This window comes from Amycolatopsis bullii (genome assembly GCF_014654205.1).
In the GTDB taxonomy this organism is placed as follows: Bacteria; Actinomycetota; Actinomycetes; order Mycobacteriales; family Pseudonocardiaceae; genus Amycolatopsis; species Amycolatopsis plumensis.
In genome coordinates this window covers 93,818-109,260 of record NZ_BNAW01000012.1, presented here as the reverse complement: position 1 = coordinate 109,260, position 15,443 = coordinate 93,818, and the positions used below count along the sequence as shown (strand labels likewise).

The window sequence follows — 15,443 nt, the reverse complement described above, 5'->3', positions numbered from 1 at the left end:
CACCGCCGCGACGGGCGAACTTCCGGCAGCCGAGCGCCGTGTTCCGGGCAGGCGGGCACCCCCGCTCGCCCGCCCGTAACTGCGCGACCACGTCCTGCCCACCGGAAGGAACAACACGTGAGCGACCTCCCCGTCCTCGCCGTCACCCTCGGCGACCCCGTCGGCATCGGCCCGGAGATCACCCTCAAGACCCTCGCCGAGCCCGAAGCCCTGCAGCTGGCCCGCGGGGTGGCGGTGGGCGACGCGATCGTGCTGGAACGCCTGGTCCGGCACCTGGGCCTGAACCTGGAGGTCAACCCGATCGCCACGGTCGCCGACGCGCGGTTCACCCCCGGCGTGATCGACGTGCTGAACCTCGGCGTGGTCACCGAGGACCTGCCCTGGGGCGAGGTCAACGCGACCGCGGGCGCCGCGGCGGTGGGGGCGATCGAGGTCGCCACCCGGCTCGCGCTGGCCGGCGAGGTCGACGCGGTGGTGACCGCGCCGATCAACAAGGAGGCCATCTGGGCGGCGGGCTCGCGGCACCTGGGGCACACCGAGATGCTCGGCGAGCTGACCGGGTCGACCCGGTTCAACACGATGTTCTGGGTCTCCGGGCTGAAGATCTTCTTCGCCACCCGGCACCTTTCCCTGCGCGAGGCGATCGACCACATCACCCGGGAGAACATCGAGCACGCGATCCGGGAGGCGTACACCGCGTTGCAGGTGTTCGGCGCGGAAAAACCGAGACTGGCGGTGGCGGCCCTCAACCCGCACGGCGGGGAGAACGGCAAGTTCGGCGACGAGGAGATCGTCGCGATCGCCCCGGCGGTCGCCGCCGCGCGGGCGGCCGGGCTCGACGTGGTCGGCCCGATACCGGCGGATTCCGTCTTCCACCAAGGGATCCAGGGCCGGTTCGACGGCGTGCTCTCGCTCTACCACGACCAAGGGCACATCGCGTCGAAGACGTACGACTTCGAAGGCACGGTCTCGGTGACGGTCGGCCTGCCCATCCTGCGCACGTCGGTCGACCACGGCACGGCATTCGACATCGCCGGCACCGGCCGGGCCTCGCACGGCACCATGCGGGCGGCGTTCAAGGCGGCAGCCACCCTGGCGCCGTACGCGCGGAAGCTGCCCGTCATCTACCCACCGGGTCTCCGGTGATCCCCCGCAAGCGCTGGGCGTACGTGATCCCGGTCGCGGTGGTCATGTACATGCTGGCCTATCTCGACCGCACGAACGTCGCGGTGATCCTGCCCTACATCGGCGACGACTTCCCGTTGTCGGCCGGCGCGAAGGGGCTCGCGAGCGGCATCTTCTTCGTCGGCTACCTGGTGCTGCAGATCCCGGCGGCGGTGCTGGCGGCGAAGTGGAGCGCCCGCAAGACCGTGCTGCTGCTGATGGTCGCGTGGGCGGTCGCGGCGGTGCTGTGCGGGCTGGTGCGCAACGAAACGCAGCTGCACCTGGCCCGGTTGCTGCTCGGGCTGTTCGAGGGCGGGGTGTGGCCCGCGGTGCTGATCCTGCTGGCGTCGTGGTTCCCGCAGGCCGAGCGGGCGCGGGCGAACGCGCTGTGGATGACGTGCCTGCCGATCTCGGCGATCCTCATGTCGCCGCTGTCCGGGTTCATGCTCGACCACCTGTCCTGGCGCTGGGTGTTCGTCCTGCAGGGGCTGCCGCCGCTCGTGTGGGCGGTCGTCTGGTGGTTCGCGGTGGCCGACCGGCCGGCGCGGGCCCGGTGGATCTCCGCGGCCGAACGCGAGTACCTCGAAACCACCTTGAAGGCCGAAGAAGACGCGAAGCCGGCGTTCGCCAAGCAGGGGTACCGGAAAGCGCTGGCGAACCCCCAGGTGCTGCTGCTGGTCGGCGTCTATTTCTTCTGGGTCACCGGCTTTTACGGCTTCTCCCTGTGGCTGCCGTCGGTGGTGAAGGCGATGACCGGCGGCTCGGCCACGGCCGTCGGGTTCCTGTCGGCCGTGCCGTACGTGCTGGCGCTGGCCGGCATGGTCGCGTGCGCGCACTGGTCCGACCGCACCGGCAACCGGCGGCTCGCGATCACCGTGCCGCTGCTCGTCGCGATCGGCGGGCTGCTGCTGGGCAACCTCGGGCACTGGCCGGCGGCCGTGCAGCTGGCGCTGCTCTGCGTCGTCGCGACCGGCGTCTACATGCCGTACGGGCCGTTCTGGGCCATTCCCAGCCGGGTCCTCGGCATCGAAGTGGTCGCCGTGGCGATGGGCCTGATCAACGCGCTGGGCAACCTCGGCGGCTTCGCCGGCCCCTACCTGGTGGGCTGGCTCACCGACGTCACCGGCACCCCGGCCACCGGGTTCGCCGTCCTGGCCGCGTTCCTCGCTGTGGCCGCCGCGCTGGCGTTCTTCGGGCTGAAACCCGTCACTGTGGAAGGGTCGGCGCATGTCCCAGCCGCGACCAGGCACCCGTGACCGGCGCGCGATGCTGCTGGAAGCCGTCCGCGACGGCTCCGGCGGCATCGCGGAGCTGGCCGAAGAGTTCGGCGTCTCCGAGTCGACGATCCGCCGCGATCTCGCCTCGCTCGCCGGCGCCGGGCACGTCGTCCGCACTTACGGCGGCGCGCTCGACACCGAACGCAGCCCCCGCGAGAAGGACCGGGAGCACGCGGCGGCCAAGGAAGCCATCGCCCGGCAGGCCGCTGCGCTCGTCCAGGACGGCGAGGTGGTGCTGCTCGACGCGGGCACGACCACCGGCAGGCTGGCCCGCCACCTCGCCCACCGCGAGGGACTGACCGTGGTGACCAACGGCGTCACCGCGATCCGCGAGCTCGCGGGCTTCACCGGGATCGACCTCGTCGTCCTCGGCGGACGGCTGCGGCACCCCGGCGAAGCGATCCTCGGCGAAAGCGTGCTGGCCCAGCTGCGGCATATCTCACCCGATCGGGTGTTCCTGGGGGCGGACGGCGTGGTTGCCGGCCGGGGGCTGTGCTGCCCGTCACTCGAGCAGTCGGTGGTCAAGCACGCGATGCTCCACGCGGGCGCCGAGGCGTACGTGCTGGCCGACCACTCCAAGCTGGACCAGGCCCCTTTTTCCTACTGGGCGCCGCTCGACCGCGAGTACCGGCTGATCACCGACGAGCCGCGGGTGGACGTGACGTTCCCGCAATTCGCCGAGAGCGTGATCGTCGCCGGGGCCCCGGAAATTGTCGGTGGTGCCGCGCATCATGAATGACGTGGCTACTGACGTGCTCGACCTCTTCTCGCCCGCGACCCGGGACTGGTTCGCGGGGGCCTTCGCCGCGCCCACCGCGGCGCAGGAAGGGGCCTGGCGGGCCGCACACGCGGGTGAGCACGCCCTCGTCGTCGCGCCCACCGGGTCCGGCAAGACGCTGTCCGCGTTCCTCTGGGCGCTGGACCGGCTCTCGGTGGAGCCGCCGCCGGCGGAAGCCACCAAGCGCTGCCGGATCCTCTACGTCTCGCCGCTGAAGGCCCTCGCGGTCGACGTCCAGCGGAACCTGCGGGCGCCGCTGGCCGGCATCTCGCAGGCCAGCCGCCGGCTCGGGCTGCCGGTGCCCGGGATCGAAGTGGGCATGCGCACCGGCGACACCACCGCGGCCGAGCGCCGCACGTTCGGCAAGACCCCGCCGGACGTGCTGGTGACCACGCCGGAGTCGCTGTTCCTCATCCTCACGTCGTCGGCGCGGGAGTCGCTGCGCGGCGTCGAGACCGTGATCGTCGACGAGGTGCACGCGGTCGCCGGCGGCAAACGCGGCGCGCACCTGGCGCTCTCGCTGGAGCGGCTCGACGCGCTGCTGCCGAAGCCGGCGCAGCGGATCGGCCTGTCGGCGACGGTCCGCCCGATCGACGAGGTGAGCGCGTTCCTGGCCGGCGGCCGTCCGGTGCGCGTGGTCCAGCCGAAGCTGGCGAAGACCATCGAGGTCCGCGTCGAGGTCCCAGTCGAGGACATGAGCAACCTCGACGCACCCCGCAGCGGCCCGGCGCCGAGCCCGCTCGACGCGCTGGAGTCCCTGGGGTCGCCGGGGTCGCTCGAGTCACTCGAGTCGCTGACCGAGGCGTTCCCGCCCGGGAACATTGCGCCGGGCGGGCTGGGCACGATGGAGGAGATGGCCGGCAACCCCGTCCAGCGGCCGTCGATCTGGCCGGCGGTCGAAGAACGGGTGCTGAGCCTGATCCGCGCGCACCGCTCGACCATCGTCTTCGCCAACTCGCGCCGGCTCACCGAACGGCTCACCGCCCGGCTCAACGAGCTCGCCGCCGAGCAGACCGAGCTCACGCCCGCCGACGCGTTCCCGGCCGAAGCCGTCGGTCAGTCCGGCGTGAGCACCGGGGCACCACCGGTGATCGCCCGGGCCCACCACGGGTCGATGTCCCGGGAGCAGCGCACCCACGTCGAGGAGTCCCTGAAGTCCGGGCAGCTGCCGTGCGTGGTGGCGACGTCGTCGCTGGAGCTGGGCATCGACATGGGCGCGGTCGACCTGGTCGTCCAGATCGAGGCGCCGCCGACGGTGGCGTCCGGGCTGCAGCGCGTCGGCCGGGCCGGGCACCAGGTCGGCGCGGTGTCGTCCGGGGTGATGTTCCCCAAGTTCCGCGGTGACCTCGTCTCCTGCGCGGTCGTCGCCGAGCGGATGGCGAGCGGCGCCATCGAGGCGGTCCGCTACCCGCGCAACCCTTTGGACGTCCTGGCGCAGCACGTCGTCGCCATGGTGGCGCTGGAACCGTGGACGGTCCCGGACCTGGCGTCGCTGGTCCGGCGGGCGGCTCCCTTCGCCGCGCTGCCGGACGACGCCTTGCACGCGGTGCTCGACATGCTCGCCGGCCGCTACCCGAGCGAGGAGTTCGGCGAGCTGCGGGCGCGGATCACCTGGGACCGGATCGGCGGTGAGCTGCGCGGGCGGCCCGGTGCGCAGCGGCTGGCCGTCACGTCGGGCGGCACCATCCCCGACCGCGGCCTGTTCACCGTCATGACCCCGGGTGCGGACGACAAGCCCGGTTCGCGCGTCGGCGAGTTCGACGAGGAGATGGTGTACGAGTCGCGCGTCGGCGACACCATCCTGCTGGGCACGTCGTCGTGGCGGATCACCGACATCACGCACGACCGCGTCATCGTGGTGCCGGCGCCGGGCGAACCGGCGCGGATGCCGTTCTGGAAGGGCGATGCGCCGGGCCGTCCGCTGGAACTGGGCCGGGCACTGGGCAAGTTCGTCCGCGAACTGTCCACTTCGGACGATGTCAAGGCCCGCGAGCGGGCCGAGGCGGCGGGGCTGGACGAGCGGGCGTGCGACAACCTGCTCGCCTACCTCGCCGAGCAGAAGGCGGCCACCCGCCACGTCCCGAACGACCGCACGATCCTGCTGGAGCGCTACCGCGACGAGCTCGGCGACTGGCGGATCGTCGTGCACTCGCCGTTCGGCGCGCAGGTGAACGCGCCGTGGGCGCTGGCCATCGCCGCCCGGCTGCGGGAAAACCGCGGGGTCGACGCGCAGGTGGCGCACTCCGACGACGGCATCGTCCTGCGGCTGCCGGACGCGCTCGACGCCGAGGGCGGCGAGGTCACCATCGGCGCGGACGACGTGCTGCTCGACCCCGAGGAGGTCGAGCAGCTGATCGTCGCCGAGGTCGGCGGCTCGGCCGTGTTCGCGGCGCGGTTCCGGGAGTGCGCGGCGCGGTCGCTGCTCCTGCCCCGCCGGGATCCCCGGCGCCGGACTCCGCTGTGGCAGCAGCGACAACGCGCCTCGCAGTTGCTGTCCGTCGCGGCGAAGTACGAGCGGTTCCCGGTCGTGCTGGAAGCGATGCGGGAAGTCCTGCAGGACGTCTACGACGTCAGCGGCCTGCGCGAGCTGATGGCCGATGTCCGGTCGCGCAAGGTCCGGCTGGTGGAGGTCGAAACGCCGGCCGCGTCGCCGTTCGCGCGCAGCCTGCTCTTCGGCTACATCGGGATGTTCCTGTACGAAACCGACGCGCCGCTGGCCGAGCGGCGGGCGGCGGCGCTGTCGCTCGACTCGGCACTGCTGGCCGAGCTCCTGGGCACCGAGGCGATCCGGGAACTGCTGGATCCCGAAGCCGTCGCCGAAGTGGAGCGGTCGCTGCAGCGGCTCGCCCCGGACAGGCACGCACGCTCGGCCGAGGACGCCGCCGACCTGCTGCGGTTCCTCGGCGACCTGACCGTCGAGGAGGCCGCGGAGCGCGGGATCCAGGCCGAGTGGCTCACCGAGCTGGAAGCGGCCAGGCGGGCGATCCGGGTGCGGATCGGCGGCGCGGAACGGTTCCTGGCCATCGAGGACGCCGGCCGGGTGCGCGACGCGCTGGGCACCGCGCTGCCGGTGGGCGTACCCGAAGCGTTCACCGAACCGGTGGCGGACCCGCTCGGGGACCTGCTGTCGCGCTACGCCCGCGGCCGGGGCCCGTTCGCGGCGGCGGACGCGGCAGCCCGGTTCGGGCTCGGCACGGCGGTCGTCACCGGCGTGCTCGACCGGATGACCGGGGAAGGCCGCCTGGTGCGCGGCGAGCTGAGCCCGGTCGGGCATCCCGAAACCCACGGCGTCGGGGTCGAGTACTGCGATGCGGCGGTGCTGCGGCGGCTGCGCCGGGCGTCGCTGGCGAAACTGCGCGCCGAAGTCGAACCGGTCGAACCGGCGGCACTGGGCCGGTTCCTGCCCGCGTGGCACGGGTTCGGCGGCCGTGTCCGGGCGGCCCCGACGGCGGACGACGTGCTGTCGGTGGTGGAGCAGCTCGCCGGGGCGCCGTTGCCGGCGAGCGCGGTGGAGTCGCTGATCCTGCCCGGCCGGCTGCCGGGCTACTCCCCCGCGTTGCTCGACGAGCTGACGACGGCGGGCGAGGTCACCTGGGCGGGTTGCGGCGCGCTGTCCGGCGGCGACGGCTGGATCGCCCTGGCGCCGACCGACGTGGCCGACCTCCTGCTGCCCGAAGTCGTCGAGGACATCCCGACCGGCCCGCTGCACGACGCGATCGTGTCCACTTTGGAGGGTGGCGCGCTGTTCTTCCGCCAGCTGGTGGACCGCGCGACAGTGCTGGTGGAGAAGGCGCCCAACGACGCCGAAGTGGTGGCGGCGCTGTGGGACCTGGTCTGGGCCGGATTGGTCACCGGCGACACCCTGGGCCCGCTACGGGCGCAGGTCGCGGGGCACGGCGCGCACAAGCCCCGTCGCCAGGCACCGCGCGGCCGGTACGCGCGGCTGCGGGCGGGCCGGCCGCAGATGCCGTCGCGGTCCGGGCCGCCGACGGTCGCGGGCCGGTGGGCGCTGACCCCGCCCCGCGAAACCGACGCGACCCGCCGAGCCCACGCGCGGACGGAGGCGTTCCTGGAGCGCCACGGCGTCCTGACCCGCGGCGCGCTCGACACCGAACGCGTCACCGGCGGGTTCTCCGGGATCTACAAGGTCCTCCGCGGCATGGAGGACACGGGCCAGGTGATCCGCGGTTACGTGGTGGAGGGCCTCGGCGCGGCCCAGTTCGCGGCGAAGGGTGCGGTGGACCGTTTGCGGGCTCTGTCGGGTCCGGGCCGCCCGGCACCGGGCCGCCCCGTGGTCTTGGCGGCAGCGGACCCGGCCCAACCGTACGGCGCGGCCCTCCCCTGGCCGGCGGCGACGGGCGACACGAAGCACCGCCCGGCCCGCAAGGCGGGCGCACTGGCGGTCCTGGTCGACGGAGTCCCGGCCCTGTACGTGGAGCGAGGAGGGCGATCACTGCTGAGTTTCACCGAGGAGCGCGAGGCGTTGTCGCAGGCCGCCCAGGCCCTGTCGGCAGCCGTCCGCGAGGGCTGGCTGGGCCAGCTGTCGGTCCAACGCGCGGACGGCGAGCAAGCACTGACCTCCGAGCTGGCGGAGGTGCTGCAGGAGGCGGGATTCCGGGCCACCCCCTCCGGCCTGCGGCTGCGGGCCTGAGAGACGAAGGGAAGGCGGCCACGCATCCGGCTCGGCGGAAGCCGCTGCCCGCCTCTGCCGACCGACGGCCTGCACGGCATCGCCGGCCGGCTTCCGGTGAAGTCCGTGCGCCGTCCTGCGGCCCGTGCTGGGCCTGCTGCTGGACCGACCCGGTCCACCGGTTGCCGATTCGCCGACGGCACCGACCCGGGCTGCCCTAAGCTGCCAGTCCGACACGCACGAAGGATGTTCTGCTCATGGCGATGCGCGAACTGCGCTATTTCGGCGATCCGATCCTCAAGTCCGTCTGCGATCCGGTCACCGTGTTCGACGAGAAGCTCGAGGCGCTCGTGCGGGATCTGGTCGACTCCGTCAAACCCGCCGGGCGGGCCGGGCTGGCCGCGCCGCAGATCGGCGTGGGGCTTCGGGTCTTCAGCTACGACGTTGCCGGGCTGACCGGGTATGTCGTCAACCCCGAGATCGTCGAACTGTCCGAGGAAACGCACGAGATCGACGAAGGTTGCCTGTCGGTGCCGGAACTGTGGTTCCCCACCAAGCGGGCGAAGCACGCGAAGGTCCGCGGCGTCGACATCCACAACGAACCCATCGAGGTCGAAGGCGAAGACGTGCTGGCGCAATGCCTGCAGCACGAGACCGATCACCTCGACGGCGTTCTCTACCTCGACCGGCTCACCGCCGAGCGCAAGAAGTCCGCCCTGCGCGCGGCGCGCGACAAAGACTGGTTCTGGAAGCGCTGACGGCTCAAGCCGGCAGGAACAGCCTCAGCCGGCCGGCGTCCTCGATGCCGCGTTCGGTGCGCAGGCCGGCTCGCGCCGCCGTACGGGGCAGGATGTCGTCGCCCGCGAGGCAGTCCGCGGACAGCTCCGTGATGCCCTGAGCCTCCGCCAGCACCGCGAGCCGCGCCAGCAGGGCCGTGCCGATTCCCTGCCGCTGCCAGTCGTCCTCCACCAGGAGGGAGATCTCAGCTCCGCCCGTGAGCGTCGGGATGAGCTGGGCCAGGCCGATCACCTCGCGACCGAAGACGGCGAGCACGCTCGTGCCGCGCGGAGGCACCAGCAGCCGGTGGAGCCTGCGGCGCGGGACCGTCCGCACTCCCGTGTGGTAGCGCCGGAACAGCGTGGCCATCGAGCAGCGGCGGTGCAGTTCGGCGACCGCGTCGGCGTCGCCGGGGACGCCCTTGCGCAGCACGATCGCCGCGCCGTCGGGGCGGTCGAGGACCACCGGGCCGGCCGCGTTCCGGGCCGCCGCCGCGAGCAGCGTCACCAGGGCTTCGGCGCGGGTCAGCTCCAGCTGCACGAACGGCGCCCACTGGCGGCGCGCCACCAGCGCGCCGCCGTCGGCCAGCGCGAACACCGCCCGGTGCCCGCTCTCCGTGCGCGCCGGGTTCGCCTCCGTCGCGGGCACGAGCGTGACGACGTCCGCGGCCAGTACGTCCTTCAGCACGTCGGCCAGGCGCGCCGGGTCGTCGATCGCGCGGCGGGCCGCCAGCAGCGTCGACGCCGACGGGTCGACGAGCTCGTGGACGTCGGCGTCGATGATCGCCGTGCACTCGCAGCCCTCGGCGCGGATGGCGTCGACCAGGTGCCGCCGGGGCAGGCCGGTCGCGGGACGCAGCACGATCTCGTCAAGCACCCCGCCGGGCACCGGCAGGACGGACAGGCCGAGGATGTTGCACTCGAGGTCGGCGAGCCGGATGGCGATGCGGGCGAGGGTGCCCGGGTGGTCGTGCATCCGGATCCGCACCCGCCACGCCGACGGCGCCGCCGGCTCCTCGACGACGGCCGTCCGGCCCGGCTGGGGCAACGCTTCGGAGGTCTCCATGCCCCCACGGTCCCCCGGGGTTGTTGCCTTCCCAGGACGCCGGTGTTTCGCGCAGGTCAGCGTTCGACGCGCCCGGGCAACGCCGCCGAAACACCCGGCCCGCACTGCAGCTGCATCACCGGCGCGCCCAGGGGCGGCCGGCTGGGCGGCGAGCCCGGCGTCGACACCCGGGCAGCGACGCCTTGCCCAGGCTCTCCGGGCGAGGCTCACGCCGGGTCAGCGTGGGGTCAGCACGCAGAACTCGTTGCCCTCCGGATCGGTCAGCACCCGCCACGGCAGCGCGGGACCGCCCAGGTCCGCCGGCGCCGCACCGGCCGCGATGACCTCCGTCACCGCCTCCGCGTGATCCGCTCCCGCCGGGGGCGCGACGTCCAGGTGCACGCGGTTCTTGACCCGCTTGACGTCGTCGTTGCGCAGGAACTCCAGCCACGGCCCCCGCCCGGACGGCGCGCGCAACCCCACCAGGGCGTCGCCTTCGCGGGCTCGGATCGGCCGGCCGGTGATCCGCGCCCAGAAGCCCGCCAGGAGCTCCGGGTCGTGGGCGTCGACGAGGATCGCCGCCACCGCGCCGGTGTCCGCGTACCGTTCGCGCGGCTCGAGGACGCAGAATTCGTTGCCTTCCGGATCGGCGAGCACCACCCAGGGCACGTCGCCCTGCCCGAGGTCGGCCCGGCGGCCGCCCAGCTCCAGGGCGCGCGCCACCAGCTCGGCCTGGTGCTCGGGGGTCGTGCTCGCCAGGTCCAGGTGGATGCGGTTCTTGACCTCCTTGGGTTCGCGGACCGGCACGAAGACGAGGTCCAGGTTCCAGCCGTCGCTTGCCGGAGCCCGGACGTCGATTTCGCCGTCTTCCTCGACGACCGCGTGCCAGCCGAGCAGCGCGGCCCAGAAGTCCGCCAGGACTTCCGGGCGCGCCGCGTCGATCACCAGGTTTACCAGGCGCGTGGTCATGCGCCGCAGGCTAACCGCCACCTCCGACGATTCCGGTTCGGCTTCCCCACCGGCCGGGTCATCGGGTCGCGAGCCGCAGCAGCGCCCAGAGCTGGGCTGCCTGGTCGTGTACGCCGCGCACGGTCACCGCGGTCAGGGACGCGCGGCCCCAGAGCCACAGGTAGATCTGCGCGGGCTTGGCCGTGACAACGTCGTCCGCGGCTTCGGCCTCCTCGGCCGAACAGCGCCAGGCCTCCGTGGTGACCGGGCCGGCCCGCGCGATCCAGCTGTGCGCGCCGGCCCGGACGCCGACCGAGCCCGCTTTCGTGCCGGTCAGGCCGAGCATCGGCAGTTTCTGCCCGAACCACAGGGTGAGCACCTCGTCGATGCCGTCGATGGCGACGTCGTCCGGCACGCCGCGCGGTTCCGCGCCCGCCGCCTGCTCGACGTCGACCCGGTGGACGACCGTTTCGTGCAGCATCCGGCGGCGCCAGAACCCGTACGTCCGGTCTGCCGGCCACCAGGTGTCGGCGCGTTCCTCCGGGTCGTGCGCGGCGAGCTCGTCGAGCAGTTCGGTGAGGCCCGCCTCCAGGAAGTCCTGCAGGCTCTGGCCCGGCTCGGGCTCGCGCGGCCAGTCTTCGGGGCTCCGGCCGTCGGTCAGCCGGCGGCGGACCATCCGGTAGAGGCTGCCGACGTGCCGGGCGACCTCGCCGAGCGACCAGCCGGGGCAAGCGGGCACCGGCGCTTCGGTCGGCGCCGCGCGTACCGCTTCGGCCAGCAGCCTGCCTTCGATTCCCAACGCCGTGAGCAACCGCCCCTGGTCGACCGGGCCGCGCTCACGCGACATGGGCTTCCCCGGTGATCGGCAGGCCGTGCACGAGCCGGCGGACGAGTTCGAGGAACGGCGTGGCGGCCCCGACCAGCCCGGCGGCCGACTCGGCGGTGACCTTCCCGGTGATCCCGGCCTGCGCGGCGGCGCGCGTGGCCGAGTTGCTGGCGAAGAAGGCCGACCACTCCCGCAGCTCGGGGGCGACGGAGTCGAGCAGCACCCAGGTGCTGGCGGGCCGGGCCCGCCCCCGGTGCGGCCGCCCCCGCGCGGCCAGCACGGCGGCGGCGCCCCGCAGGGCGGCGAGGTAGGCCCCGATGAAGCGTTCGGCGGGCCGGGTTTCTCGGGTGGCCTCGGCGAGCCCCCGCCGCGCCTGGGCCAGCAACCCGGCGGCGGCGGGCGACGCGGGAGGGCGCAGGGACATGGGCAGCTGGGACTGGTCGGAGTCGGCGCCGGGCGGGCGGAGCGACATCGGGAGCTCGGCTTCGGCCGGAGCTTCGGGAGTCGGCAGGCCGGACACGGCGGGCGGCTGGGCCTGCGGCGCATCCGCCGGCGTGGTGGACGGCCCGGAGTCGGCAGCGGGCGCCGCTACCGGCTGGCGGGACAGCTCCGCGGACGGAAACTCGAGCTGACCGGACTTCGCACCAGCGCGCTCGGACCGACCTGTATCCGCCGGGCGGCCCTGCTCCGGGATCTCCGGGGCCGGAAGCGGCAGCTCGGACTGCCCGGCACCCGAGGCGCGCAGCGAATCCGGCCGTTCGGCAGCCGACGTGCACAGGGGGATCGGCAGCTGCGGCTGCCGGGAGTCCGCCGCCGCTGGGCGGTGCCTCGGCTCTGCTGCCGGCGTCAAGCACTGCCGGGAGCGCCCGGGGCCGGCCGGGGCCGGCTGCGGGCGCAGCGACATGGGCAGCTCCGGCTGCCCGTGATCCGCGGGGGACACGACCTTGACGGACATGACGACCCTCCTCCTGCGCGGGTGAGCCCGGCACCTGACCGGTGCCCGCTCACCGATGTCGAACGCCTGTTCGAACAATTTCCAGAGTAACCCCGACCCGGTGCTCGCTCAACCCCGGGCGGGCGTGGTGCGGGACACCAGGTCGGTGGCGTGATCTCATAGCTTCATGAGTTCGCTGGAGCACCCCGCCGTCGCCAAGGTGGCGGCCGCGCTGACCGAGGCCGGGCAGCACGCCGCCGCCGAGGGCATCCGTGTCCTGCCCGCCGAGGTCCGGACCGCCGCCCAGGCGGCCGAGGCACTCGGCGTGCCCGTCGGGGCCATCGCCAACAGCCTCATCTTCCGCCTGGGGTCCGACAAAAAAGCGCTCCTCGCCCTCACCTCCGGCGCCCACCGCGCCGATCCGGGCACCCTCGAACAGCTGGCCGGGGGCGAAATCGGCAAGGCCGACGCCGATTTCGTGCGTGCCCACACCGGGCAGCCGATCGGCGGCGTCGCCCCCACCGGGCACCCGTCGCCGCTGCCGACGCTCGTCGACACCGCGCTGCGCGAGCACGACGTCGTCTGGGCCGCCGCCGGGCACCCGAAGACCGTCTACCCGACGACGTTCGCGGACCTGGTGGCGTTGACCGGGGGCACCCCGGGCGCGCTCGGCGGCGCGGAGGAGAATGGGCAGCCGTGACCGCGATGCCCGCCGGCTGCTCCCGGTACGTCCAGCTCTCCGCGGACGAGTTCCGTGCCCGCCTGCCCGAAGCGCTCGACATCTACGTCCGGGCGATGCGGTACCCGGCGGGCACCGCCGAGCAGCGCGCGCCGATGTGGCTCACCCACGCACTGCGTGAGGGCTGGCGCTGCATGGCCGCCCTCGACGCCGACGACGTCCTGCTCGGCGTGGCCTACGGTTACCGCGGCCGCGCCGGGCAGTGGTGGCACGAGCAGGTGCGCCACGGCCTGAGCCGCCGGTCGGGGGCCGCCGAGGCCGACCGCTGGCTGTCGGACTACTTCGAGCTGACCGAGATCCACGTCCGGCCGGAGAACCAGGGCCACCAGATCGGCGAGGACCTGCTGCGCGGCCTCCTGGAAGGCGTCCCGAGCGCGAACGTCCTGCTGTCGACGCCGGAGGGCACGAGCCGGGCGTGGAAGCTCTACCGCCGCACCGGGTTCGTCGACGTCCTGCGCGACTACCACTTCGCCGGCGACCCGCGGCCGTTCGCGATCCTGGGGCGGGCGCTGCCCCTCGACCCGCGCTGAGCCGAGGGGCAGCGGGCCGTCACCGCGGCTCGGGCCGCCAGTAGCCGACGACCAGCGCCGCGACCAGCACGGCGGCGCCGCACCACGCCGTGACGCTCAGCCGTTCACCGAGCAGCGCGGCGGACAGCACCGCGGCCGTCAACGGCTCGAGCACCGCCGACAGCGATCCGAGCACCGGGTGCGCGTCGGCCAGCCCGCGCAGGTACGCGGCGTACGCGAGCGCTGTCGGGATCGCGCCGAGGTAGCAGACGATCGCGACGACGTCCGCGTGCAGCGGGATCGCCATGCCCGACCAGCCCGCGACGGGGAGGAGCAGCACGCCGCCGGCGAGGCAGCCGTACGTCGTCGTCGACAGCGGGTCGAGGCCTTCGACCGGCTTCGCGGTGACCAGGGTGAGCGTCGCGAAACCGGCCGCCGCGAGCAAGGCGAAACCGAGGCCGCCGAACGAAATCGCTTCGCCCGGAGACCACTGGAGCAGCGCCAGGCCGGCGAGGGTGCCCGCCACGGACACCACCGTCCAGCGCCGGAACTTCCGCACCGACAGGAGGGTGACGATGACGGGCGCGGCGCCGATCGTGGTCATGGTGGCGACACTGACCGAGCTGAGCGCGACGGCGGCGAAGTAACTCGCCTGGAAGAGCGCGAAGAGGCCACCGACGGCGAGGACACGCTTCGCCGCTTCGGACGTCCGCGGAAGGGCACGGCCTTTCAGGAGGACGGCCCCGACGACCCCGCCGACGAGCAGCCGGTAGTCGGCGACGGCGAGCGGGTGGAGGCCGGCTCGCCGGGCGAGCAGCGAGCCGGCGAGGCCACCGGTGCCCCAGAGGACACCGGCGAGAACGAGCGCGGCCGAGGAATGGGCGCGCGTGGACAGAGACACCAAGGGAAACGCTCCTGCGTCGAAGGAAAGGGAGATCGACGACGCGGGGTGAGTGCGCACCACGAATCAGCCGCGGGCCCCGAAGGCCACGCGGCGGAGGACCACCCCGCTCAGGCGCGAGGCGGTGGGGTCACGAAGAGGATTCGGCGCACGAGGGGAACCTACTTGAGGCGCAGCGGGAACCGCCATGGGGTTTCCGGTGCGACGATCGCCGGATGAACGAGATCATCTTGATGGCGGATCCCCGGGTGTCCGCCGTTCCCGTCCGCGAGTGCGGCGAGCCGCTGATCGACATCCGGACGGAGAGTTCGTTCCTGGTGGACCCGCGGAAGCAGGCCGACTCCGACGCCTTCCACCACCTGCGGAAAAGCCTGCTGGAGCGGCTGCTCGAGGCCCAGGCGCGGTTGCCGGGAGGCCTGCGGTTCCTGATCATCGAGGGTTACCGTCCGCCACGCTTGCAGCGTCGCTATTTCGACGACTACGCGGCGAGGCTGCGGGCCGGACACCCCGGGTGGCCGGGCGAACGGATCCGGTCGGCCGCGAGCCGCTTCGTGTCACCACCGGAGATCGCGCCGCACAGCGCGGGAGCTGCAGTTGATCTGACCCTCGCCGACGCGGACGGCCGGGAACTGGATCTGGGCACCCCCGTGAACGCGACTCCGGAGGACAGCGGCGGCGCCTGTTACACCGACGCCGCCGGGCTCGGCGAGCAGGCACGCACCCATCGGCGGATCCTGGCGCAGGCGCTGCTGGCCGAGGGTTTCGTCAACTATCCGACGGAGTGGTGGCACTGGTCTTTCGGGGACCGCTACTGGGCGCTGATCACCGGAGCGGCCGAGGCGCGCTACGGGACGCGTTCACACGACGCGGCCGGCTGAGTCCCGGTGCGGGGCAACCGATCCGGTTACCCCGCACC

Annotated in this window: 13 protein-coding genes; 8 read left to right on the top strand and 5 right to left on the bottom strand. The window is 73.4% G+C overall.

The window, feature by feature from the left end; all coding sequences use genetic code 11:
- Positions 1–117 precede the first annotated feature (117 nt).
- From pdxA to def, 5 genes are all read left to right on the top strand, one after another.
- On the top strand, positions 118–1,146 hold the full coding sequence (pdxA, locus tag IE317_RS16765; RefSeq protein WP_191311025.1) for a 4-hydroxythreonine-4-phosphate dehydrogenase PdxA: 1,029 nt from the start codon (positions 118–120) through the stop codon (positions 1,144–1,146).
- Complete coding sequence (locus tag IE317_RS16760) at positions 1,143–2,420, top strand: MFS transporter (RefSeq protein ID WP_191311023.1); 1,278 nt, start codon at positions 1,143–1,145, stop codon at positions 2,418–2,420. The genes pdxA and IE317_RS16760 overlap by 4 nt, the downstream gene beginning before the upstream one ends.
- Entirely contained in the window at positions 2,392–3,180 is a 789-nt protein-coding gene (locus tag IE317_RS16755; protein WP_191311021.1) for a DeoR/GlpR family DNA-binding transcription regulator, read from the top strand. The genes IE317_RS16760 and IE317_RS16755 overlap by 29 nt, the downstream gene beginning before the upstream one ends.
- Complete coding sequence (locus IE317_RS16750) at positions 3,173–7,870, top strand: DEAD/DEAH box helicase (protein ID WP_191311019.1); 4,698 nt, start codon at positions 3,173–3,175, stop codon at positions 7,868–7,870. Before IE317_RS16755 ends, IE317_RS16750 begins: the two co-directional genes overlap by 8 nt.
- A 236-nt stretch (positions 7,871–8,106) precedes the next feature.
- Positions 8,107–8,607, top strand: coding sequence for a peptide deformylase (def, locus tag IE317_RS16745; RefSeq protein WP_191311017.1), 501 nt, complete (start codon positions 8,107–8,109; stop codon positions 8,605–8,607).
- A gap of 4 nt (positions 8,608–8,611) precedes the next feature.
- On the opposite strand, the gene IE317_RS16740 is transcribed toward def, so the two are convergent.
- The 4 genes from IE317_RS16740 to IE317_RS45465 all read right to left on the bottom strand — a co-directional run bounded on the left by IE317_RS16740 (position 8,612) and on the right by IE317_RS45465 (position 12,399).
- Positions 8,612–9,673, bottom strand: a complete 1,062-nt coding sequence (locus IE317_RS16740; RefSeq protein WP_191311138.1) for a GNAT family N-acetyltransferase — start codon at positions 9,671–9,673, stop codon at positions 8,612–8,614.
- 234 nt (positions 9,674–9,907) lie between these two features.
- Entirely contained in the window at positions 9,908–10,639 is a 732-nt protein-coding gene (locus tag IE317_RS16735; protein WP_191311015.1) for a VOC family protein, read from the bottom strand.
- A gap of 58 nt (positions 10,640–10,697) precedes the next feature.
- Positions 10,698–11,465 carry a maleylpyruvate isomerase family mycothiol-dependent enzyme gene (locus IE317_RS16730; protein ID WP_191311013.1) on the bottom strand — a complete coding sequence of 256 codons (768 nt, stop codon included), beginning with the start codon at positions 11,463–11,465 and terminating at the stop codon, positions 10,698–10,700.
- A complete protein-coding gene (locus tag IE317_RS45465) occupies positions 11,455–12,399 on the bottom strand; it encodes an SAV_6107 family HEPN domain-containing protein (protein ID WP_191311011.1) in 945 nt (314 codons plus the stop codon). The genes IE317_RS16730 and IE317_RS45465 overlap by 11 nt, the downstream gene beginning before the upstream one ends.
- Before the next feature lie 166 nt (positions 12,400–12,565).
- Here IE317_RS45465 and IE317_RS16720 point away from each other — a divergent pair, with 166 nt between their 5' ends.
- Positions 12,566–13,078: a YbaK/EbsC family protein gene (locus IE317_RS16720; RefSeq protein WP_191311009.1), complete on the top strand. Its 513-nt coding sequence runs from the start codon at positions 12,566–12,568 to the stop codon at positions 13,076–13,078.
- Complete coding sequence (locus IE317_RS16715; RefSeq protein WP_191311007.1) at positions 13,075–13,647, top strand: GNAT family N-acetyltransferase; 573 nt, start codon at positions 13,075–13,077, stop codon at positions 13,645–13,647. The genes IE317_RS16720 and IE317_RS16715 overlap by 4 nt, the downstream gene beginning before the upstream one ends.
- Positions 13,648–13,666: 19 nt before the next feature.
- Here IE317_RS16715 and IE317_RS16710 read toward each other — a convergent pair whose 3' ends face one another.
- Positions 13,667–14,530 carry a DMT family transporter gene (locus IE317_RS16710; RefSeq protein ID WP_373309058.1) on the bottom strand — a complete coding sequence of 288 codons (864 nt, stop codon included), beginning with the start codon at positions 14,528–14,530 and terminating at the stop codon, positions 13,667–13,669.
- A gap of 212 nt (positions 14,531–14,742) precedes the next feature.
- Between IE317_RS16710 and IE317_RS16705 the strand changes: the two genes are divergently transcribed.
- Positions 14,743–15,405, top strand: a complete 663-nt coding sequence (locus IE317_RS16705) for a M15 family metallopeptidase (protein WP_191311004.1) — start codon at positions 14,743–14,745, stop codon at positions 15,403–15,405.
- The last annotated feature ends 38 nt before the right edge of the window (positions 15,406–15,443 follow it).